Consider the following 21777-nt stretch of genomic DNA (forward strand, 5'->3'; position numbering starts at 1 on the left):
ACAGACGCTTTATTCCGTTCTTAAATTCTTTACCGGGTTGGCCTGGGTTGCTTTAAGGCAAAGTATAGCAACGAACAGAAAGGTTGCCACCGCTACCGTTACAAATACGCTTGCATATGGCATTATATTCTGTTGCATTCTATAGGCATAATTTTGCAGCCACTGGTTGGTTGCCCAATATGCCAGCGGCCAGGCTATTATATTTGCGATCAGGATAAGGATGGCATAATCTTTAAAAAATAACAGCACAATATTCAGCGATTCTGCACCCAGTACCTTTCTTACTGCAATTTCTTTGTTCCTGCGGGCAAGGGTGAAGGCCATTACACCAAATATGCCCATAAATACAATAACAAGATTTAATATGGTAGCCAGGTGGGTGGCCTTTTTTAACTGCACTTCCGATTGATATAACGCTTTAAAACGTTCGTCCATGAAGTTGTATTCAAATGGCGCATTGGGTAATAACGATCGCCATTTTGCCTTTAATGCGCTGACAGTATTCTCCATATTGTCGCCGGCAATTTTAAAGGTCATATACCGGTATTGCGGACTATCCTTTATATGAATAAAAGCCATGGGGCCAATGCTTTGCTGGAAGGAAGAATAATTAAAATCATTTACGATGCCTGTTACTGTTAAGGTTTGTCCGCCTGGCGTACGTATTATTGTGTTTACAGCGGTTACGCCAAGTAGTTTAGCGGCGGTTTTATTCAGGATTATTTCATTACGTGCAGTGCCGTTGCGGTAATTGTCGAAAAAATTACCCTGGCTAATGTGCAGGCCAAAAGTACGGGCAAAGTTCTCATCGGCTACTGTAGAAGATACAACTGTTCTATGATCACTGCCTTCCGGTAACAGATCAATGCCGCCTGGCGGCATGCGGTCGGGCACTTCAAACGAAAGTGAAGCGCTTTGAACACCAGGCACGCTTTCCATTTCATTCCTGATTGCCTGCATACGCATAATACCGGCAGAATCCCACTGTTTGGGAAAGGTGGAAAGCACCAGCAGTTGATCTTTATTATAGCCTATGTCTTTATTGAAAAAATAAGTGACCTGCCGTGAAACGTTCAAGGCACTAATGAAAATGATAATGGCCAGGCTGAACTGAACTATCAGCAGCGTTCTACGCAGGGTAAGTCCGCCTTTTGCCGCGTTGATCTTCCCTTTTACCGAATGAATAATATTGGTTGAGCTTAAAACAAAGGCGGGATAGAAGCCCGAGATGCAGCCTACAACAATTATAAGCGACAATAACATCAGCCAGGTTTCATAACCAAGTTCTGTTATAGGGGTAATGGTCGTATTTAAGACCTGGTTGAAATATGGCCGCACCACTTCATACAAACCGAGTGATAACAAACCTGCTATGGTGGTAAGCAGCAGCGATTCGGTAAGGTGCTGTACAATTAATTGCCTTCTGGCGCTGCCAAATACTTTTCGTAAACCTATTTCTTTCAACCGGTACGATGCGGTGCCAATACTGATGTTTACAAAATTGATAATAGCCATCAGTAAAATGAACAGCGCTACCAACGACAGCGTGTTGATCATCTTTTGAACGGCGCCGTTATTGTTCTGCAGGTAGTAGTCTTTTAGCGGAGCGAATTCAGGGGTGAGCATTCCTTTGAGGTTATTGGGCAGGTTTTGCGCCAGCAGCTGGTTGGTGGCCCGCTTTACTTCTGCTATAGAAACGCCGGGCTGTAATTCTATCATGTTGACCATAAAGATCAGGTTCCAGTTTTTATCACCGGCGCCATCGGTACCAGGATAATAATGACTGCCCTCAAACGGAAGGAACACATTATAACCATCGGCGTCTAAATACCTGTTCACCGAATTGTAAGGCATTTCTTTCAATACAGCCGATACCAGGTAATCCTGCTTTCCATTACCAATGGTAGAGATGGTGATGGTTTTATTGAGCGCATTGGTTGTTCCGAATAGTTTTATGGCCATTGCTTCGGTGATAACGGCGCCGCTGCTATTGCCGAATGCATTATGCTTATCACCGGCTACAAGTGGAAAGCCATACATGGATACCAGGCTTGTATCGCAAATGGCCATATCCTCTTTGAAATTTTTATCACCGGCCGATACCACGTTTGTAACCGGGTTAAATCGAAAACAATTAGCCACCAGGTTGGGGAACTGATCTTTTAGTGATTGCGCCAGGGGGCCCATTGTTGTTTCAACCATGCCCATGCCCTTTGCCTTCCACGTACTTTTGATAACATATTGCCTGTCGATATTACGCAGGCCATGGTTAATGCTTTTCTGGTTCAGGATATAAACACCAATAAGCAGGGAAAACGTAATGCCAATTGCAATACACAAAATATTGATGATGGAAAACAGTTTGTGTTTGGCCAGATGCCGGAGCGCAATAGTGATATAATTTTTAAGCATATGTTATCAATTACAGGGGCGGAACGCCCTGTATGCTTAATAATAAACCATGCCGGTTTCAATTGGAGCTGAAAGAGAATGATTTACAACGGAATATTTATTCAGGAACGTCCGGTTATGATACAGTAACTGTTTCGATTGTATACAGTTATAATTCCAGTCCGTTTGTGTCGGTAGTAAGTACCACGCTCATATAATCAAAGAAGGGGCGCATGTTCTTAAACGTACTGCTGGCTTCGTTTAAAAAACGGTCGCTTAAAACCTCTTTGTCGGCAAAGCGCCTGATAAGCAGGAATTGTTTATAACGCAACAGGTCAATGGCTTCGTGACCGGCCTCAAAACCTTTGGGTGCCGTTTTCAGTTGTTCGCCCTGCAGGGTGCCAAATGTATTGATGAAGGTCTTGCTCTTTAATATTTTTCGCAGGGGTGCCGCATCAAAGGCAATTTCGTCGCGTATGCGTTTTATATCTGGTGCATTGGGCGCCCAGAAACCGCCGGCGAGGTAGCTGTTACCGGGTTCCAAATGAAAATAATAACCACCCCGGCGGTATTTGGTAGCGCGTTTAAAGTTGCCGCTCCAGTTTGTTTTATAAGGCGTTTTATCGTTTGAAAAACGAATGTCGCGATAAATGCGATGCAGGCTTTTTTTGCCTGAAGGCGTTTCAATTTCGTCGTGTTTATTTAACTCGCGCAATAAAGCTTCTGCAAACTGCTCTACCAGTTCCAGTTCCTTTTGATAAGTTGCCTTATTGTCATTGAACCAATCGCGGTGATTGTTCTTTTTTAATTTTTGTAAGTAATCGAAACCCGATCTGTATATCATTGGTTGTTCCTGCAGCTTTGCCATTTGTATTATACTTTGTTCATGATCTTTTTCCGGTGTTTACTGCCCCATTTGTGCAATTCATTTATGACAGGATCGAGTGAAGTGCCATATTCCGTTTTTGAATACTCAACGGTTACCGGAACGGTATCGTAAACCCTCCGCTCTATCAGGAAGTTCATTTCCAGCTCCCTTAATTCTTTCGACAGCATACGGTCGGTTATTTTGGGTATGTCTTTCGCAATTTCCCCAAACCGTTTATTGCCAAATCCTAATGAAATGAGGATGGGCAGTTTCCATTTGCCGCTCAATACCTGTAAGGCGTCCTGTACCGGCATCATCTGCCCCATACATGTTTTTGTGTCTCTGTGTTCAGGTTTAGTACTCATGATTTATCGTTTTAGATCACTATACTCCTGTATAGCGCTATATCGTAGTATAGTGCTATACAGGAGTATAGTACTTACTAAAGTATAGTAAAGGTAGGTAGCTTTGTGATGAAATCAAAAAAGTAATAAATACTCAAGCTACAAATCAAACTACAATGAAAAAGATATTGAATATAGTGTCAAGTGCAAAAGGTGATATGTCGTTCAGCAACAAGCTGTCAGGCGCTATCATTGACAAATTGTTAACAGTTTACCCCGGTAGTAAAGTGCAAACCCGCGATCTGGCAAAAGAGCCCCTGCCCCATTTAGAAGGCAATCAGATAGCCGCTTTTTTTACGCCGGCCGACCTGCGTACTGAAGATCATAAAGACGCCATAAGAAATTCAGAAGAGGCTGTTAAAGAATTAATGGCTGCGGATATCATAGTGATCGGCGTGCCACTGTACAACTTTGGTATTCCTTCCGTTTTAAAAGCATGGGTTGATCATATTGCGCGCGCCGGCGTTACTTTTAGCTATGCCGATGGGGCACCAAAAGGACTGGTGGTCAATAAAAAAGTTTACCTCGCCGTCGCTTCTGGTGGTATTTATTCTGAAGGACCTATGCAATCGCTTGATTTTGCCGAGCCGTTCTTAAGAGGTTCACTTGGTTTTTTAGGTATGAAAGATATTACCACATTCCGCGTTGAAGGCGTCAGCATGCCTCAATTCAGTGACAGCGCTTTACCAAAAGCTGTTGGGCAGGTGAATGAATTTGCGTTCTAATTAATTCCATACAATTATCAGGTCGCTTTGGTTTGCTAGGGCGACCTTTTTATTTTTAGAATTTTCTTCAAAAAAATCGTAAGAATTTACCGGCGACTTGATTAAAAGTAATAAAAACAGTTAAAAAATTAATGGCAAATGGGTAATTCAACATTAAATATATGGTGAATGGGTAAATCAATATTAAATGTATCAAATACGGGTATTCCTTTAGAAATGATTAAGGTTTAGTGTTACATTTGCATATTTTTAATTTATCCATAAAGATCCAACACCCAACCAGTAATCAATATAAAGTGTAATGAAACCAAATTTTACCCGAGTATTCCCGTTACTCCTTCTGCTCTTTTGTTTTTCGAAAAGCTCTTTTAGTCAATGTGGTGCTGTATTACCAAGCACCGGCAACAATCTTACTGTTAACACCGACAATACGGTGCTTAACACCTATTACCCTGGTACAGGCAGTCCTGTTAAAGGAAGTACTACCCTAACCGTACTCGCTCCTATAGGTAATGCCACCAATATCGCTAATGGCGACATGGTATTGATCATTCAAATGCAAGGCGCCGAATACAACAGCGCCAATGGTGATAATTATGGCGACGGCGTTGCCGGCGGTGATGCCAGTGGTTATTTAACTTCAAACCTGGTGGCAGGTACATTTGAATATAATATTGTATCTGCTTACAACTCAGGTACGGGTTTAGTTACATTGTCCTATCCGCTGGCAAATAACTATTTTACCCGGGCTTATTCTGCTTCAACCGGCGCTCAAAATTACCAGCTCATAAGAGTGCCCCGCTATTATGACATCACTATTAATAACAATCGCTCTGTAACCGGAACTGCGTGGAATGGCCAGGCCGGTGGTGTTATTGTACTGGAAGCAACCAATACATTTAGCTTCGGTAACAGCAGTTCAACAATAAATGCGAATGCATTAGGCTACAGAGGCGGTGGCGGAAAAAATTTCACCGGCGCTTCAACCAGTTTAACAAATACTGATTATCGCTGGAATTCCCCTGTTACCACCAGTGGTAACAGTACAGGTGGCGCCAAAGGCGAAGGTATTGCCGGCACGCCTATGTATGTTTACAACAGCGGCACCAATTCAACCACTACAAATATTGAAGGTTATATAGACGGTTCATTGGGCAGAGGTGCACCGGGTAATGCCGGTGGCGGTGGTACCGATGGCCAAACCAACTCGAATCAATACAACACCGGTGGCGGTGGTGGTGGTAATGGCGGCGCAGGCGGACGTGGCGGCAGCGGCTGGGATGGTGGTCCGGGTAATCCCGCTACTTATAATACCGGCGGATTTGGCGGTTCTGCATATGCCCAGGCTTCTGAACAGAGAATAGTAATGGGCGGCGGCGGCGGCGCCGGTACAGCCAACAACGCAGCTGCTGCCGGAACTGAATATTTGTGCAGTGGCGGCGCCGGCGGTGGTATTGTTATTATACGTGCCAAATCATTTGTTGGCAATGGATCAATTACAGCAAATGGCGCAGCATCGAACGATCCGTCAACCACCGATGCTGCAGGCGGCGGTGGCGCCGGTGGTAGCATAATTGTATTTGCAAATACCTCTACCATTACAACCAACGGCACCATTACTGCCACAGCTATTGGTGGTAAAGGTGGTAATAGTACAATTCACTACGCACATGGCCCCGGCGGCGGTGGCGGCGGAGGTGTTGTAATTACCAACATTTTATCAAACGCCAATATAACTGTTACCGGTGGCGTAAATGGTCTTACCCGTTCAACTTCAGCCAGCGGACCTATTGATAACGTTTATAATGCAGCACCCGGATCGGCCGGTGTGAAAAGGATCTTAACTACCGCCCCACTGTTGGTTAGTCCGGGTAATGCCGCTTCACCATGTGGTATCTTACCTGTTAAACTTACATTGTGGAACGGCGTTTATAGAAATGAGAAAACGTATCTTAACTGGGAAACAGATAAAGGTGTTAACTTCTCTCATTTCATAGTAGAACGCAGCGCCGATGGCGTTCATTATTCATCATTAGGCCAGGTGCAGGCTTCAACATCAGATGCGCTTACCTTACAATATTCATTTATTGATATTGCACCTGCTGCAGGCAATAACTATTACCGGTTAAAAATGGTTGATATCAACGGCCGTTATGAGTACAGCGGCATCATTACCATTCGTACCAATGTACAGGGGTTTGAAGTTACAGCATCTCCCAACCCATTCACCAATAATGTACTGATCACCATTGAAAGCAAAACCGATGAAATCGTAAATCTTCGGGTGTTCAATAGTGATGGCAAGCTGGTTTGGCGCAAGTCGACCAGGGTGTATGCAGGAACCAATGCCCAGTACTTTAATGAATTGCAATCGTTGCCAACAGGCATTTACTATATTAAAGTGAATAAGCTGAACTCAGAAGCAAGTTTAAAGCTGATAAAGCAATAATTGCATTTCGAAGTGATTCGAAAAAGACCGTTTCCAGTTTCGGAAACGGTCTTTTAGTTTCACATTTGCATGTTTATGCGGCCAATATATTAAATAACGAAACCATGCAATCGTTTGCGTAAGCAAAATGCCTCAAAACAGGTTAAAAAAACTTAAAAATAATTCAGACACTTTCATTTTGTTTGTTACATTTGGTTGCTAAGCTTCCGCCATATGAATTTTCAACCAATTGTTCCCGACGATGGTGAATTACTGTTGCGCCTGACAAAAGGGGACCGAATTGCATTTGATGAGATTTTTAACCGGTTTGCCGATCCCATTCACTCGTACATCCGTGTGCGGTTGAACGGGTCGCAAGAGGCCGATGATGTTTTGCAGGAAGTGTTCATTCGCCTGTGGAACAAGCGTCAAACGATCGTTATACACTCCTCTTTCCGCAATTACTTATATACCATTGTTCAGCACTGTATTAGTGATCACCTTAGAAGCGCTAAAAGAAAAAGGTATACACTTACCGAAGAAATGCCTGAGCGCACCGAAGGAAGGCCTGCGCCCGACGAGCAGTACCAATATAAACAGGCCTATCATATTTGGAAGAATGCCACCAGTAAACTGCCCGGACAAATGCGCCGTATTTACTCCATGAAGAATGAAGAACAGTTATCGGTGAAAGAGATCGCATCTGAACTACAGCTCAGCGAGCAAACGGTAAAGAACCAATTGCATACTGCCGGCCAGCGTATACTCAAAATGTTGCGGCAGGTACAAATATTTTTTTAAAAAATTCCAAATCCCAAGCTCCAAATAATAAATCACAAATCCCAAGCTCCAAGCTCCAAAAAAATTCCAAAATACAAAATTCAAATTCCAAAAGAATACAGTCGTTTCATCACCCTTTGCCCTTTGGGGGTTCTTATTGGGTTCTTGCATTTGGGAACTTCTTTTTGGTTCTCCGCTATAGCGGGGAGGCTTTGCAATTTGGGGTTTTGTATTTTTTCTTTGGACCTTGTGATTTGGAATTTGGTATTTCTTCTTTGGATCTTGGAATTTGAGATTTGGAATTTAATATCAAGATTTTTCTTATTTTCCTATAGTACCATTATCAATAAACCTCCGTCTATCAATTAAAGCAGTTTTTGCATGCCCCGTAAATCAAGGCACGATAAGAAAGATAATGAACAGTCAGATGAGCAATGGCTCAAGGCATGGGATTCACCCGAAGCTATAGGCATGCAAAAGAAGCAGATTCTGCTGAACAGCATTAACGACCGCATCGACAACCGGCGGAAACAGAGAAAGCAGTTTTTCTTTATTGGTTTAAGCGCTGCCGCGGCCATACTGGTGGCCATCTTTATTAAGGTGCCTGGTAATGAGTCGCCGGCCCGGGCGAATGCCTGGCAGGAGCTTGCTACTACCGATAGCGCAAAGAAGATCATGCTTGCAGATGGTTCCGTTGTTTGGCTGGCGCCGTGGTCGGCAATGAAAGTACACGCCGATTTTCAAAAACAGCGTAGTACCGTGTTATCAAAAGGCACGGCCTTCTTCAGCGTAGCAAAAGATGCGCAACACCCGTTTACCATCGATGTAAACAGGCAACAGATCACAGTTGTAGGCACCGCATTTACCATTCGTAAGCTCGATTCGGTAGATCTGCAGCTTACCGTAAAAGAAGGCAAAGTAGCATTGAAGAACACGGGTGGTAACCAAATTCTGACCGCAGGCCAACAGGTAAGTACAACAAAAGCCATTACCGGTATAGTACAAACCATTGACCCAGCCTCGGCCGACTGGTGGTTACAACAACAGGTAAGGTTACAGAACATTTCATTGGAGGAGTTGCTTAACCGCATTGAAACCTATTACCAGGTTAAACTTATGCATGGCGCTATCGACAAAAAAAAGAAAGTAACGCTTACCTGGAACATGTCTGTTTCATTGCAGGAAAACTTATCGGTGCTGAACACATTGACTGGCTTTAACATTCACTAAGAATCATTAACAACATCCTTTTTTTGATCTGCTGAAAAGCGGACAGCTAACGTATTGCTTATAATGTAACGAACATATGGAATACTTAAAACTAACCAGAACATTCACTGCGCTATTATTACTGCTTACGACAGGTTTTATAAACCTGCAGGCACAACAGGGCCAGGTACATTACCGGCATGGCGCCGGTGATTTGGCGGCTATAGCCGAAGACTTTGGCCGGGTATTTAAAGTACAGCTTGCTTATGCCAATGATGAACTGGCCGCAGTTAAAGTACCCACTGCTTCTTATGAAGCAGGTAATGTGGGTGACTTATTAAACAAAGTATTAGCCCCCGGCGGTTTTAATGCAACATTGACCGGCTCCAACTACGTGATCAAAAAGGCTAACATTCCTCAGAAGCTGCCTACGATCGTATTAAAAGGAACTGTACAGGAAGGAACCACACCTGTACCCGGCGCTTCGGTGATCATTAAACAACCCAATCAAAAAAATGTGATCGCCATTGCCGATGAAAATGGAAAATTCTCTAAAACCGTTGCGGCGGTTGATGGCTCAATTGAGATCACGGCTGTAGGGTTTCAACCTGCAAAAAAGAATTTCACCGTATCATCGCCAACGGGTATTATTATTTCACTGGTAAAGGATGAGCAACAAATGCAAAATGTGGTTGTAACAGCGCTTGGTATTAAACGCGCTGAAAAATCATTGGGTTATGCTACCACTACCATCAATAATGAACAACTCACCGATGCAGTATCGAGCAACTGGACAGATGCCTTATCGGGTAAAGTTGCCGGTTTGAACCTGGTGCGCTCAAACAGCGGCCCCACCGGAAGTAATAAGATCATCTTACGTGGAGAGAACAACCTTACCGGTGATAACGAAGCCCTGATCGTAGTAGATGGGGTGGTTATCAATTCGGGTAGTAACCGCAGAACCGCCATAGGCGGCGAAACAACGTATGGCACAGGTTCCGATAATATGCCGGCCGACTATGGCGGCAGCTTAAATGACCTGAACCCCGAAGATATTGAATCGGTAACCGTGTTGAAAGGACCCGGCGCCTCGGCCCTGTATGGTTTACGTGCGGCCAATGGAGCCATTATCATTACTACCAAATCGGGTGGCAATAAAGGTAAGAAGCTTGGTATTACGCTCAATTCAAATGCCTCTATTGAGCAGCCAAACCGCTGGCCCGATATGCAATTTGAATATGGAATGGGGTTAGATGGCCAGGCTGATTATGATTATGGCAGATCGCCCAACTCAACCAGTAGCTCTGCTTACGGCCCACGTTTCGACGGACAAATGTTCAATCAATTTGATACTGAAACACAAGGCCGCTCAAATACACCCACCGAGTGGAGGGGCTATAAGAATAAATTATTCAACTACTTCAATACCGGTAATACCATTACCAATTCAATAAGTGTAGATGGTGGTTCTGAAAAGACCACTGCCCGTTTTTCATTAACGAATGTTCAAAACAAATGGATCATACCCAATACCGGTTATAAACGTAATACGGTAGCGTTATCGGTTAATTCAAAAGTAAGCGACAAACTTACCATTTCTTCAAAGATCAACTATACCAATAAATGGAGCGATAACCTGCCCGGCGCCGGTTATGGCAACCAGAGTATCATGTACTGGTTCATCTTCTGGCAACCCAATGCCGACATTGACTGGTTAAAGAATTACTGGAAGAAAGACCAGGAGAACCGCGGGATCTTCTACCCATACAGCTCATTCCCCGAAAACCCTTATGCTATTGCTTATGAATTCCTGAATGCCAGTAACCGCCATGTGGTAACAGGTAACATTTCGGCCTCATATAACTTCACCAAAGAGTTGAGTTTAACCCTCCGTACGTCGCTCGATCTTAGTACAGAACAACGTTCGCAGCGCAGGCCATATGATGCCGGTTCAAAATTCCCGAAAGGAAGTTACCGTACCCAAAGTTTAGCTGGTCAGGAAAGCACTACCGACTTCCTGTTGAAGTATAGTAAAAAGGTACATAAGGATTTTGATTTCTCTGCTACCTTAGGTGGAAGTGCATTGCGTAACAACTATAATAAAGATGAAGTACGCGCCGACTCGCTTATTTACCCCGGCGTATATACGCTGGCCAATACAGCTGGTCCGCTGGTAACGGTTCCATACAGAAGCAAGTATTCGATCAACAGTTTTTATGGATTGTTTACTGCTGCTTATAAAGAGTTCCTGTTCTTAGATCTTACCGGCCGGCAGGACTGGGCCAGCCCCCTGGCCACCCCTACCCGTACCGATAATGTAGGTTTCTTTTATCCTTCGGCCAACCTGAGCTTTATAGCTTCGGAAGTGTTTCATTTGCCCGCACAAATTAATTATGGTAAGCTGCGCTTCTCTGCATCGAGTGTAGGTAGCAGTGGTGTTATCCCCTACCTTACCGGAAACAATGTGTATGTTTCTCCCGGCAGCTTATGGAGCGGCGGCCTAACAAACCCAGGCACTTTGAACAATGCCAACCTGCGCCCGCTTCGCACCACTACTTTTGAAGTAGGTTTAAATGCAAAAATGTTCAAGAACCGCGTAGGTATCGATCTTACCCTGTATTCGGGTACAACCAAAGACCAGATCATGCAACGGATACTCGATCGCTCATCGGGGTTCGCCAAGCAGGTGGTTAACTTTGGTAAAGTAAGTAACCGTGGTATTGAGATAGCGTTGAATGGAACACCTGTTATAACAAGAAGCGGCTTTAAATGGAATACCAATATCGTATTCTCTTCAAATAGAAACACCATTAAAGAATTGCCCGACAGTTCGGTGGTACTGCAAACCGGTCCTGTTGGCGGCGGACAGATCGTTGCCAAAGTTGGTGGCAGAATGGGCGACTTGTATGGCAAAGGCTATGTGCGCTCGCCCGACGGACAAATAGTATATGATGCCAATACCGGTTTTGCTTTGCTTTCACCAGAAGTGCAATACCTGGGCAATACCGCGCCCAAATGGCGCTTAGGTTTTGGTAACGATTTCAGTTATAAGAATTTCCGTCTGAATTTACTTTTCGATGTACAGTATGGCGCTGTTGCACACTCGCTGATGCACTACAAAATGGCAGAGCAGGGTAAATTAACCAAAACCTTACCTGGCCGTTACAACGGTATCATTGGTAATGGGGTTATTCAGGAGCCTGATGGTAAATACCGCCAAAATGATGTATTAGCTACCGACATAGATGAATACTACCGTTCACACTGGGGTATTGATAATGCCGAAGGAAGCACCTTCCGCACCGACTTTATCAAATTCAGAGAAGCGCGTTTGGATTATTCCCTTGGTCCGAAAACAATAAAAAAGCTGGGATTGCAAAAAGCAACGTTCGGAGTATATGGCCGCAACCTGTTCATTTGGTCGCCCTGGCCTATGTTCGATCCTGAGTTCGGTACGTTGAGCGGCACTGATATCATTCAGGGTTTCGAGATCGGTCAGTTCCCATCTACCCGTACCATCGGCTGTAACTTAGTTATTGGACTTTAATTCTTAAAAACATGAAGCTGATCATAAATAAAATAGCAGGTGCTGCCGTATTGTTTAGTTTAACAGTAGCATCCTGTACAAAAGATTTCACAGAAACAAATACCGATCCTAATACCACGCCTTATGTTCTGCCCCGCCAGTTACTGGCGCCGGCCCTGGTGAATACCGTTACCTATAACATGATGCGTAACCGCAACTTTAATAACGAGCTAATGCAGGTTACTGTTGATATGGGCGATGGTGAAGGAAAGGTGTTCCGTTATGATTATCGTAATAACTGGGCCGATTACCTGTACAATGGCTGGTTTACCGAGCTCACTAACTATAAAGACATTTACAAACTGGCCAACCAGGAAGGAAGCCTGAACAACAAATCCTACATGGGCATTTCGCTTATCTGCCAGTCGTGGGTGTATTCATTGCTTACCGATACCTATGGCGATGTGCCCTATTTTGAATCGAATAAAGCAAAACCCGATTCAGGGCAAACGGCTGGTACTGTTGAGCCGGCCTTCGATCGTCAGAAAGAAATTTATCTCGATATTTTCAAAAAGCTCGATACCGCCAATACGCTGCTTGCAGCAAACGTAGGTATAGATGGCGCCAGTGATCCTATATACGCCGGTAACGTATCGAGATGGCGCAAGTTTGGTAATTCATTGTATTTACGGTTGCTGTTACGATTGTCGGGTAAAGCAGAAGTGGCCGACCAGTGTATTGCCAAGATAAAAGAGATTGCTGAGACCAATAAAGCCAATTATCCCATTATTGCCACAAATGATGAATCGGCTATCTTAAAGTGGACGGATAAGGCTCCATACACCTCGCCTTATCTCACCGTACGCGAACAGGATTTTAGACAACCGGGCATTGCCAGCTTTTTTCTTGATAACCTGGTTGAATGGGCCGATCCGCGGATCGATATCTCCCTGGGATCAAATGGGGTTAACAGATGGCGCATAGCTCCTGCTTCCGGTGCTTTTGTAGGTGTGCCCAGTGGTTATTCGCCGGGTGATGTTACAACCAAGAAAGCCTATTTTTACTCCAATGCACAAACGGTGAATGGTGTTACGGCAGCAAACTTAATGACGGAACCAATGACCGGTATGATCTTGAATTATCCTGAAGTGCAATTCATTCTTGCCGAAGCGGCAACAAAGGGATATATCACCGGTGCCCCTGAAAGTTTTTATAACGAAGGCGCCAAAGCAAGCATTACTCAGTGGATCAGTACCTGGAATGTAACCATCACTACTTACTTAAGCAACATTGGCATGAACTGGATCAACTCGGAGACCCTTGACCAAAAGATGGAAAAGATCCATTTGCAAAAATACTATGCCCTGTTCTTAACCGATCTGCAACAATGGTTCGAGTATCGCCGTACCGGCCACCCCATATTGCCTAAAGGCGCCGGGTTACGTAATAACGGGGTAATGCCTGCGCGTATGACCTACCCTATTTATGTGCAGTCGACCAACCCTACCAATTACAAACTGGCGCTTGATGCACAGGGGCCCGATCTTATTTCAACAGAGGTTTGGTGGCAGAAGAAGTGAGATCAATAGACAATTTACAATAGGCAATTGGCAATGAAATTATAAGTAACAATTGTAGTACAATGAAAAATATAGCAACATATACATTCTATTTATTGATAACGGTCTTTTTATGGGCCTGTAAAAAAGATGAGTATCGTGGCGGTGTGGTAGGTGATTATATCGGTCTTTTCGATGTGCGTAACATTTATAAAGATCAGGATGTTGTTCTTTCAAAAGACAATATGTTCGGTGCCACAAAAATTGCCGGGGTAGTTGTATCTGACCATTCCGGTAACAACCTGCCCAAAGGATTACTGATGCTTGAAGATGCCCGCCGGCTGTCGACAGTACGCGGAATATCAGTGGCCATTGGCGATGCGGCTGCCAGTTATGTGCCGGGCGATTCGGTAGAGATCTATGTAGAAGGCAGTACACTTACAAGAGTAGATGGCATATTGCAGATCACCAATATTACCAACGATGCAGTTCAAAAAGTAGCCAGCGGCCGGCCAATACCTGTAACCTGGTTATACCTGAATAAAGCTTTAGCTAAACCCGATGATTATGAAAGTAGCTTAAGTGTCATTGTAAAAGCCAACCTGTTTCCATTGGCTCAACCCGGCGATGTGTTGAGTGGCGATAAAGTGGCCGATGATACTTATGGCAGAATAACCATACATACAGACCCCAAAGCGCAGTTTGCCAATAATGAAGCGCCGTTCTACTCAAATTACGTGGGAATATTATTAAATAGCATAAGCAATGGTGAGCGTGTGCCGCATTTCAGGCTGCGTACAGCAAGTGATGTAAGAAAGAAAAATCCCATTATCAAAGGTGCGGCTGCTATTATTACCGGTTTTATGAGCGATGTTGTTGCAGGTGCCGAAAGTGATGCCAATTATGAGTATATACAGTTTATGGCAACAAAGGACATTGATTTTACTGTAACGCCATTCTCTGTGGTAACTACCAATAATGCCGGCACCTCAACCCCCATTGGTTTCCCGGCAAACAACTGGGCTACCGGTGGTGTTCGCACTTATAAAATGAACATAACTACCGGGAAAGCTAAAAAGGGCACCTTCTTTTATGTAGGAGGAATTAAAAAATTGATCAATGGAATAAATTCAACCGACATTAGTTCTGCCAATTGGGTAAAAGCAATGTCATATGGTTCTGCCGGCGATGGGTTTGGATCGGGCACCACCAACCTGCTTGCTAATAGTGGAAATGCTTTCGGTATGGCGCTGTTCGAAGGTACAAACGTAACTGCCGCTTCAGTGCCTATTGATGTAGTATTCGTTGGTACCGGTGGCACCATTAATGGAGATAATAAAGGATACCCAATTGGGGATAATGATTATTACGATTCAAAGCACCCTTTTTACGATAACGACCAGCCTTTTTACCGCAGTGGCACCAATACATTTGCGTTTGCCTATCAAACAGCCGACCTTGGTATATTCAACAGGTTAGTTGGCGAGTACAGCAGCTCGTTAAACAGATGGACGAAAGTTCGTCAGCAACAGCTTGATACATTGACAAAGACTTCACCATTAAGTGTGCTTGAGACCAACACTACTAAGCTGAAGGATTAATCAGAATAATACTAACTTACAAATGAAAGGCCGTCAAAATTAAAAGACGGTCTTTTCTTTTATAACCAACCTTATCTAATGAAAAAAAGTCTCCTGGTAGTAGCAATATTTATATTCGTTGCGGTATTGCTTTTTTTTATCGCAAGGGAAATAGATGAATGTATTTATCTTCGATTTGCTCCTGAAGGTGACATCATTCCGCTAATTAATTATGGCATTCGCTTGCGTTTGACAGTTTATGGATTTTATACTTTGCTGCTGGTGATACTATCATTGGGCGGGCTCCTGTTGTCGAAAAGGAAAAAAGCTATTGAGTACAAGAAAGGATTTCTTTTAGTTAGTATACTCAGTGGTTTATTGTTTTTAACATCTTTAACTGCAATACTGGTCGCAGTATTTTGGTAATATTAAAATGCCGGGTAGCACTACATATCTTACATGCAGACGCTACCCGGTATTTCCTACTTCTTAATCCCCCGTTGGAATAATCTCACTCGTCTCTACCATCAACATCACGGTTTTAACCTGCGCCCGTGTTCTGTGTACAACACCTTTTGGTATGGTGAACCCTTCCCAGGGATTCAATGCAATTGTTTTATCTTCCAGGTCGATGAGCAATTGGCCTTCCAGCACAAAAAAGAACTCATCATCATTATCGTGTTTGTGCCAATGGTACTCCCCTTCTATGATGGCCACCCGTACCACACTATCGTTTACTTTGGTTAGGGTTTGGTTAAACCACTTATGTGTATTGGCCTTAACAATAGCAGGCACATCAACCAGTTCGAGGTAATCATACTTAACATCGAGCCGGGTTTCGTAAGGATAGTTATTTTCCATATGTAGTTTTCAGTAAATATACTGAATACCTTTAAGGCAAATGGTATGAGATATTACTCATATGCACCTGCGGCGAATTCCTGAGTTCTATCACTTCCCTATTGCCGCCGGGTTGAGCGGTTTTTATTTCAGACAATTGCGCACCCACTACATCATCTAAATACACGGCATAGCGGCCATCTTTCTTTTCATAATTAAAAGAACAGGCCTTAACAGTGAGGTCCATTACATGCCGGGCCCAAAGGCCATATGCTGGCTGCACTTTTAAATTGGAAGCATTGTATTGCCCTACGCCCAGTTCGGGCGGTGTGGCGGCGGTATCGGTTTCGGGGTTACCGCCTTTTACCAGTACATGCACATCGTTGAAAACAATATTCTTTATATAGCCTGTATGTTTACCATTGGGTAATGTAAAGTCGAGCCCATTGGCTGGCAAACTATAACCGGCAATTATGGGTGTGGCGCGGCGCTGTTTGCCATCGTAGGGCGACCATCTTTTTTCGCGGAAGGAACTGCCGGCATATACTTCATAAATATCAATTCCATTTATGACAATGTTCTCTACCTGGCCTATGTTCACATTCTTTACCAGCAATTCATTATGCTTTTCGCCATTATCGGTAAATGCATATTTGCCAACTTCAGCACCAAGTACGCGGCCGCGGTTTGAAATAGAAATAAAGAAAGGCGTGAACGTGCGGAACATTTTTGAGCGGGCGTGTAGCGAGCCTGTATGTCCGCAGTTAAGATGTATGTTCTTTACATGGCCGCCATCGTTGGTTGATATGGAAAACCCGGCTTTATTGGAGCCAAGCACATAAATATTATCAACGCAAATGTCCATGATGTCATCAGCCGTTTCGGACCCTATCTGAAATAAGTTGCAATTGGTATCGCCGATCACATTTCGCACTTTATAATCACGCGCCGGTCGCGTAAAGCCCAGTGCGCAATCGGAACCGGGTTTTACAATATCATCGGAACTTACTTTTGAATAGATATTGGTAACGGTAACATCATTGCAGGCCATGAAGTCATAAATGTCCCGTACGTTGGTTGTGTAGTCCTTGCTGAAATAAGTATTGTGAACGTTTATGTGATCGGTGCCGGTTGCCAATAATGCAAAATGACCGCTGCGGTCAATGTGCAGCATGTTATCTGTATTAAAGTCTTTCGAACCGTCTTTGTTTATATAGTAAGGTTCATCTTTACTGCTATCGTACCACAGATCGGCCTCGCGGTAAATACCGCCTATTTCAATATTTGTACATAGTTTAAAAGTGAACATTTTATCGGCCCGGTTATCGGGTGCGTTGTTCATTACATTATCGCCGGTAACCAGGTGGCCATTACCGGTAATGGTGCCATTGCCAATGATCTTTACATTATCTATTCGTTCACCAAAGAACATCGAGTTCCTGAAATAGTGATGGCCTACATCCTGTTTGGTTAAATAGTTTTCAGGGTCGGCATACGGCCCCACATCTGTTGGCGATAAACCCGAGCGGTATTTTTTATCGCTGAACCAGGTGGCTTCCGGTGCATCGGCGCCTTTTAATGCTTTTATGGTTGCCTCTTTATCGATGTACAGGTACACGTTGCTTTTTAATTGAATAGTGCGTACGCCATAAATGCCTTTGCTGAAAAGCAGGGTGCCGCCACCTAACTCACTTAAATACTCGATGGCCTGGTTAACAGGTTGCGTATAATCCTGCGTGCTGTCGCCGGTAATGCCAAACTGTTTAATATCAAGTTTGCCAGAATAATGTCTAATAATATTTGATACACCTTTGTGTTGTCCATCATTTACCTGTAAACGGAACGTGTATAGTTTATTTGGTTGTAATGCGGTGATTGTGGCGCTGGCGGTTTTGACGTCAATGACGGCTTTTGCCGGTTGATAGCTTTTTCCCGAATCGAGCGATTGCATCAGCGTGATCGATCTGGCGGCTATATGGCTCCAGGTAAAATGCACCTGGGTGTAACTGTTGGCATTTGTTCGGGTAAGGTCTGCAATGGTTTGTACTGCCTGTAGCGTAGCTGTTTCGCCTGCACTGGTAAGCGCTTCGGGTTTTGTGGTGGTATACGTAGCTTTAAAAGTATAGTTACCGGCGCGAGGAAGTGTTACGTCATGAATAACGATCTTCAGGTCGGCGCCATTGGCCGGTCGAAGATCGAGTTTACTAAACTGCAATACAGAGCCGCCGTTTGCCAATGGCATTATAGCCACCTCTCCTACTTTGGAATATGAATAGAGCGAACCGGTACGCCCTATAGATTGTTGGGCAAGCGTTGCCAGGGTAACATCGCCGCGGCCAATAACATTCACTGTTGTGTTTTGCATGGACGCTTTAACACCTGCGGGCAGAACTATTTTTACAGTAGCGTTTGGACTGCGTTGCCCGGCCGTATAAAACAGCGTGAGGTCTTTTTTTGTATTGACGGTTATTTGCTGTTGTTGTAATTGCAGCCGGCCGCTTAATGCCATTGCTTTAACAGTTAGCAAATAAGTTTGGGTGGCCTTACCGTTTTGCGAGGTTGCCGCCAGGCGGTCGTTTGGCTCAATAACCCCTTCCATTTTTGGGTTGCCTGCTTTATCAATGATCTTATATTGTTGAATGGAACCATCGGTAGAGGTGATCTGATCGAGGAATTGTTTTACCGTTGGGCGGGTTGAGCACAAGCCCTGGTCTTCGGGTGTATCAACGGTAAAACGAATGGTGCTTCCGGTAACTACAACAATGGTGTTTTTTGTAATGGCGGCAATATGAGTAGCGAAAGCTATAGGTTTAATACTTGTGGTATTGGGCGATGGTGATTTTGCAAATACAGGGTGTAACATGCAACATGCAGCAAGCAATAACAGGTTCTTTTTAAATGCGATCATATAAAGAAATAACTTAAATGTAGTTTCTTTATATAGGACGCTATTAAAGCTGATTGGCAATTAATGCATTATAATATGCAAAATTCCAAGCTCCAAATCTCAAGATCCAAATAATAAATTCCAAAATCCAAATCCCAAGTTCCAAATAAATCCCAATACCTCTTAACAGACCTTGAGATTTGAGATTTTGTATTTCCTTTTTTGAATCTTGTGATTTGAGATTTTTCACACCGGATAAGGCCCTTCATTGAATTTTTCGGCATGGTAACCTTTAACGCCTATTTGTGCCGCCAGCCGGCTGCGCAGGTCGTTTGAGGAACGAATCTGCTCAATAATGTATTTGAAGTCGTATTTAGGTTGCCAGCCCAGTTCATTTCGGGCGCGTTCGTTCACATATACCCTGTCGAGCGAGGGAAACATCTTCCAGCCCAATTGTTCATATAATTCAACATATTCGGGAAACAGGTGTTTCACTACATCTGTGGCATGCAGCCGCAGGTTCAACAGATCGGCTTTGGTAAAAGGTGTAGTAGCGCTAATGATGTACGTGCCAAAACCAATACGCCGTGCATGTTGCATAGCCAACAGGTGGGCGCTTACCACATCTTCTATTTCTACCCGGCGGTACAGGAATTCATTGGCTTTTATATTTGAATCGGCATATATTCCGCGCATTTTTTTGTTATCGTCTTCTTCCGGAAAGAAACGCGAAGTGCGTAATACAATACAGGGCAGTCCGAAATTGCGGTAATACAGCTGGCACAAATTCTCAGCGGCGGTTTTGGTAACACCATAAATGTTTTTAGGAACAGGCGTTACCTCTTCTGTGATCCAGGCGGCAGGGGCACCAGGTGGTGGCACCAGTGCATCGCCAAATGTGCTGGTGGTGCTGGTAAATATGAATGATTCAACACCTGCAGCTACTGTTTCCTGTAATAAATTTAATGTACCGGTAATATTGGTATCAATAAATTGGCGGGGTGTATGGGTGGCCACATGGGGTTTGTGCAAAGTGGCTGTATGTAATACCACGCTCACGCCCTGCATACATTGCTTTACAAAGTCGCGATCGGCTATTGTTCCGGTATAGTTGGTAAATGGTGAGGCCAGTATATCTATGCCAACCACCTCATATTTCATTTCCTGCAGTGTGCGCACCAGGGCTTCGCCCAAATGGCCGGCACTGCCTGTGACAAGGATTCTCATGTTATTCTTCTTTTACATACTTGTATACATTCTTCTTATATACATTTAGATCTTCGAGGGTTGAGATCTCTTCAAACCTATATTGTTGTCCGTTGGCGTTTTGCCTAACCAGCGCCACTACTTCACCTCCAACTACGGCGCTTTGCGCTTTGCGAAAAATGGCATCGAGCGATCGTGTATCGTTCAGCATCTGGTATTCTTCTATCTGGTTTACTATTATTACGTATTCTGCCATATTACGCGATTGAAAATTTGTGCTAAGATATGCAGTTACCGGTTACCAGTTTCCGGTTACCGGGAATACAATTGTATTACCTGGCAACTGGTGCCCGGTAACTGGCAACACAAACTTTATTCCTGTATTTTTGTCGCTTACACATACTTTAATTATTGGCTGATGACTAAAATAGTAGTAACCGACGGTTATACCCTTAACCCCGGCGATTTGAGTTGGAAACAAATAGAAACGTTGGGCGAACTTACCGTATACGACAGAACGAAGCCCGATGAGTTAATTGACCGATGCAAAGATGCCGCAATTGTTCTAACCAATAAAGTGCCGTTCAATGCCGCCGCTATTGACCAGTTGCCTAATTTAAAACTCATTGGGGTTACAGCCACGGGTTATAATATCATAGATGTACAGGCCGCCGCCCAAAAAGGTATTGTGGTAAGCAATGTTCCGGCATACGGAACCGATTCTGTAGCCCAGCACAGTTTTGCACTTTTGCTTGAACTCACCAATCAGGTTGGCAAACATGCCGCGTCGGTTGCCGCCGGCGGCTGGGTGAAGTCGCCCGACTTTAGCTATCAGTTATCGCCATTAACCGAGCTGGCAGGCAAAACCATGGGCATCGTTGGCTGGGGAAATATCGGCCAGCAAACTGCCCGCATTGCCCAGGCCTTTGGCATGAAGGTGCTCTACTACACTCCTTCCAAAAAAGAAAATGCATTTGCGCCCTGGGCTTCCCTGCCCGATCTGTTTGCCAAAAGCGATTTTATTTCGCTGCACTGTCCGCTAAAGCCAGAAAATACCGGCTTTGTAAATAATGAATTAATTGGGGTTATGAAACCTTCGGCCTGTATAATAAATACTTCCCGCGGACCGCTCATCAACGAGCAGCACCTGGCCGATGCCCTGAACAGCAACCGTATTGCCGGCGCGGCGCTGGATGTGTTGTCGACCGAACCACCGCCAGCTGATAATCCCTTGCTTTCGGCCAAAAATTGCATTATTACCCCACACATTGCGTGGATCAGTAAGGAAGCGCGGCAGCGGGTTATGGAGGTGACGGTTGAAAATGTTGCTGCATTTTTAAAGGGAGCGCCGGTGAATAAAGTGAGTTAAAGTTT

The 21777-nt window shown here is 44.1% G+C and carries 16 protein-coding genes; 9 read left to right on the forward strand and 7 right to left on the reverse strand.

The window, feature by feature from the left end:
* Window positions 1–9: 9 nt before the first annotated feature.
* From GGD38_RS21650 to GGD38_RS21660, 3 genes are all read right to left on the reverse strand, one after another.
* Window positions 10–2412: an ABC transporter permease gene (locus tag GGD38_RS21650; RefSeq protein WP_375301288.1), complete on the reverse strand. Its 2403-nt coding sequence runs from the start codon at window positions 2410–2412 to the stop codon at window positions 10–12.
* A 148-nt stretch (window positions 2413–2560) separates the two neighbouring features.
* Window positions 2561–3259, reverse strand: coding sequence for a DUF2461 domain-containing protein (locus GGD38_RS21655; protein ID WP_375301289.1), 699 nt, complete (start codon window positions 3257–3259; stop codon window positions 2561–2563).
* A gap of 5 nt (window positions 3260–3264) precedes the next feature.
* Entirely contained in the window at window positions 3265–3624 is a 360-nt protein-coding gene (locus GGD38_RS21660; protein ID WP_375301290.1) for a winged helix-turn-helix transcriptional regulator, read from the reverse strand.
* 155 nt (window positions 3625–3779) lie between these two features.
* On the opposite strand from GGD38_RS21660, the gene GGD38_RS21665 reads away from it, so the two are divergent.
* From GGD38_RS21665 to GGD38_RS21700, 8 genes are all read left to right on the forward strand, one after another.
* Complete coding sequence (locus GGD38_RS21665) at window positions 3780–4388, forward strand: FMN-dependent NADH-azoreductase (protein ID WP_375301291.1); 609 nt, start codon at window positions 3780–3782, stop codon at window positions 4386–4388.
* Window positions 4389–4689: 301 nt separating this feature from the next.
* Entirely contained in the window at window positions 4690–6837 is a 2148-nt protein-coding gene (locus GGD38_RS21670) for a T9SS type A sorting domain-containing protein (protein WP_375301292.1), read from the forward strand.
* Window positions 6838–7050: 213 nt separating this feature from the next.
* Window positions 7051–7617: an RNA polymerase sigma factor gene (locus tag GGD38_RS21675; protein WP_375301293.1), complete on the forward strand. Its 567-nt coding sequence runs from the start codon at window positions 7051–7053 to the stop codon at window positions 7615–7617.
* A gap of 360 nt (window positions 7618–7977) precedes the next feature.
* Window positions 7978–8826: a FecR family protein gene (locus GGD38_RS21680; protein WP_375301294.1), complete on the forward strand. Its 849-nt coding sequence runs from the start codon at window positions 7978–7980 to the stop codon at window positions 8824–8826.
* A 76-nt stretch (window positions 8827–8902) separates the two neighbouring features.
* Complete coding sequence (locus GGD38_RS21685) at window positions 8903–12352, forward strand: SusC/RagA family TonB-linked outer membrane protein (RefSeq protein ID WP_375301295.1); 3450 nt, start codon at window positions 8903–8905, stop codon at window positions 12350–12352.
* Window positions 12353–12363: 11 nt separating this feature from the next.
* Window positions 12364–13911, forward strand: coding sequence for a SusD/RagB family nutrient-binding outer membrane lipoprotein (locus GGD38_RS21690; RefSeq protein WP_375301296.1), 1548 nt, complete (start codon window positions 12364–12366; stop codon window positions 13909–13911).
* Between the two features lie 62 nt (window positions 13912–13973).
* Window positions 13974–15491, forward strand: a complete 1518-nt coding sequence (locus GGD38_RS21695) for a DUF5689 domain-containing protein (protein WP_375301297.1) — start codon at window positions 13974–13976, stop codon at window positions 15489–15491.
* Window positions 15492–15569: 78 nt separating this feature from the next.
* Window positions 15570–15896 carry a hypothetical protein gene (locus GGD38_RS21700; RefSeq protein ID WP_375301298.1) on the forward strand — a complete coding sequence of 109 codons (327 nt, stop codon included), beginning with the start codon at window positions 15570–15572 and terminating at the stop codon, window positions 15894–15896.
* 63 nt (window positions 15897–15959) lie between these two features.
* On the opposite strand, the gene GGD38_RS21705 is transcribed toward GGD38_RS21700, so the two are convergent.
* The 4 genes from GGD38_RS21705 to GGD38_RS21720 form a co-directional block, all read right to left on the reverse strand.
* The gene (locus tag GGD38_RS21705; protein WP_375301299.1) at window positions 15960–16331 is read right to left on the reverse strand and encodes a cupin domain-containing protein; all 372 of its coding nucleotides are present in this window, start codon (window positions 16329–16331) and stop codon (window positions 15960–15962) included.
* A gap of 31 nt (window positions 16332–16362) precedes the next feature.
* Window positions 16363–19218 carry an endopygalactorunase gene (locus tag GGD38_RS21710; RefSeq protein WP_375301300.1) on the reverse strand — a complete coding sequence of 952 codons (2856 nt, stop codon included), beginning with the start codon at window positions 19216–19218 and terminating at the stop codon, window positions 16363–16365.
* 225 nt (window positions 19219–19443) lie between these two features.
* Entirely contained in the window at window positions 19444–20424 is a 981-nt protein-coding gene (locus GGD38_RS21715) for an NAD-dependent epimerase/dehydratase family protein (RefSeq protein ID WP_375301301.1), read from the reverse strand.
* A gap of 1 nt (window position 20425) precedes the next feature.
* On the reverse strand, window positions 20426–20659 hold the full coding sequence (locus GGD38_RS21720) for a hypothetical protein (RefSeq protein ID WP_375301302.1): 234 nt from the start codon (window positions 20657–20659) through the stop codon (window positions 20426–20428).
* A gap of 162 nt (window positions 20660–20821) precedes the next feature.
* Between GGD38_RS21720 and GGD38_RS21725 the strand changes: the two genes are divergently transcribed.
* Complete coding sequence (locus GGD38_RS21725; protein ID WP_375301303.1) at window positions 20822–21772, forward strand: D-2-hydroxyacid dehydrogenase; 951 nt, start codon at window positions 20822–20824, stop codon at window positions 21770–21772.
* Window positions 21773–21777 lie beyond the last annotated feature (5 nt).

The organism is Niastella sp. OAS944, from assembly GCA_024809215.1.
Taxonomy (GTDB): domain Bacteria; phylum Bacteroidota; class Bacteroidia; order Chitinophagales; family Chitinophagaceae; genus Niastella.

What these genes read in the sequence shown, in the direction of transcription:
- GGD38_RS21705 (WP_375301299.1), bottom strand. Translation starts at nt 16,331, where the DNA reads ATGGAAAATAACTATCCTTACGAAACCCGGCTCGATGTTAAGTATGAT.
- GGD38_RS21715 (WP_375301301.1), bottom strand. Translation starts at nt 20,424, where the DNA reads ATGAGAATCCTTGTCACAGGCAGTGCCGGCCATTTGGGCGAAGCCCTG.
- GGD38_RS21665 (WP_375301291.1), top strand. Translation starts at nt 3,780, where the DNA reads ATGAAAAAGATATTGAATATAGTGTCAAGTGCAAAAGGTGATATGTCG.
- GGD38_RS21690 (WP_375301296.1), top strand. Translation starts at nt 12,364, where the DNA reads ATGAAGCTGATCATAAATAAAATAGCAGGTGCTGCCGTATTGTTTAGT.
- GGD38_RS21710 (WP_375301300.1), bottom strand. Translation starts at nt 19,218, where the DNA reads ATGATCGCATTTAAAAAGAACCTGTTATTGCTTGCTGCATGTTGCATG.
- GGD38_RS21650 (WP_375301288.1), bottom strand. Translation starts at nt 2,412, where the DNA reads ATGCTTAAAAATTATATCACTATTGCGCTCCGGCATCTGGCCAAACAC.
- GGD38_RS21675 (WP_375301293.1), top strand. Translation starts at nt 7,051, where the DNA reads ATGAATTTTCAACCAATTGTTCCCGACGATGGTGAATTACTGTTGCGC.
- GGD38_RS21720 (WP_375301302.1), bottom strand. Translation starts at nt 20,659, where the DNA reads ATGGCAGAATACGTAATAATAGTAAACCAGATAGAAGAATACCAGATG.
- GGD38_RS21670 (WP_375301292.1), top strand. Translation starts at nt 4,690, where the DNA reads ATGAAACCAAATTTTACCCGAGTATTCCCGTTACTCCTTCTGCTCTTT.
- GGD38_RS21680 (WP_375301294.1), top strand. Translation starts at nt 7,978, where the DNA reads ATGCCCCGTAAATCAAGGCACGATAAGAAAGATAATGAACAGTCAGAT.
- GGD38_RS21725 (WP_375301303.1), top strand. Translation starts at nt 20,822, where the DNA reads ATGACTAAAATAGTAGTAACCGACGGTTATACCCTTAACCCCGGCGAT.
- GGD38_RS21685 (WP_375301295.1), top strand. Translation starts at nt 8,903, where the DNA reads ATGGAATACTTAAAACTAACCAGAACATTCACTGCGCTATTATTACTG.
- GGD38_RS21695 (WP_375301297.1), top strand. Translation starts at nt 13,974, where the DNA reads ATGAAAAATATAGCAACATATACATTCTATTTATTGATAACGGTCTTT.
- GGD38_RS21700 (WP_375301298.1), top strand. Translation starts at nt 15,570, where the DNA reads ATGAAAAAAAGTCTCCTGGTAGTAGCAATATTTATATTCGTTGCGGTA.
- GGD38_RS21660 (WP_375301290.1), bottom strand. Translation starts at nt 3,624, where the DNA reads ATGAGTACTAAACCTGAACACAGAGACACAAAAACATGTATGGGGCAG.
- GGD38_RS21655 (WP_375301289.1), bottom strand. Translation starts at nt 3,259, where the DNA reads ATGGCAAAGCTGCAGGAACAACCAATGATATACAGATCGGGTTTCGAT.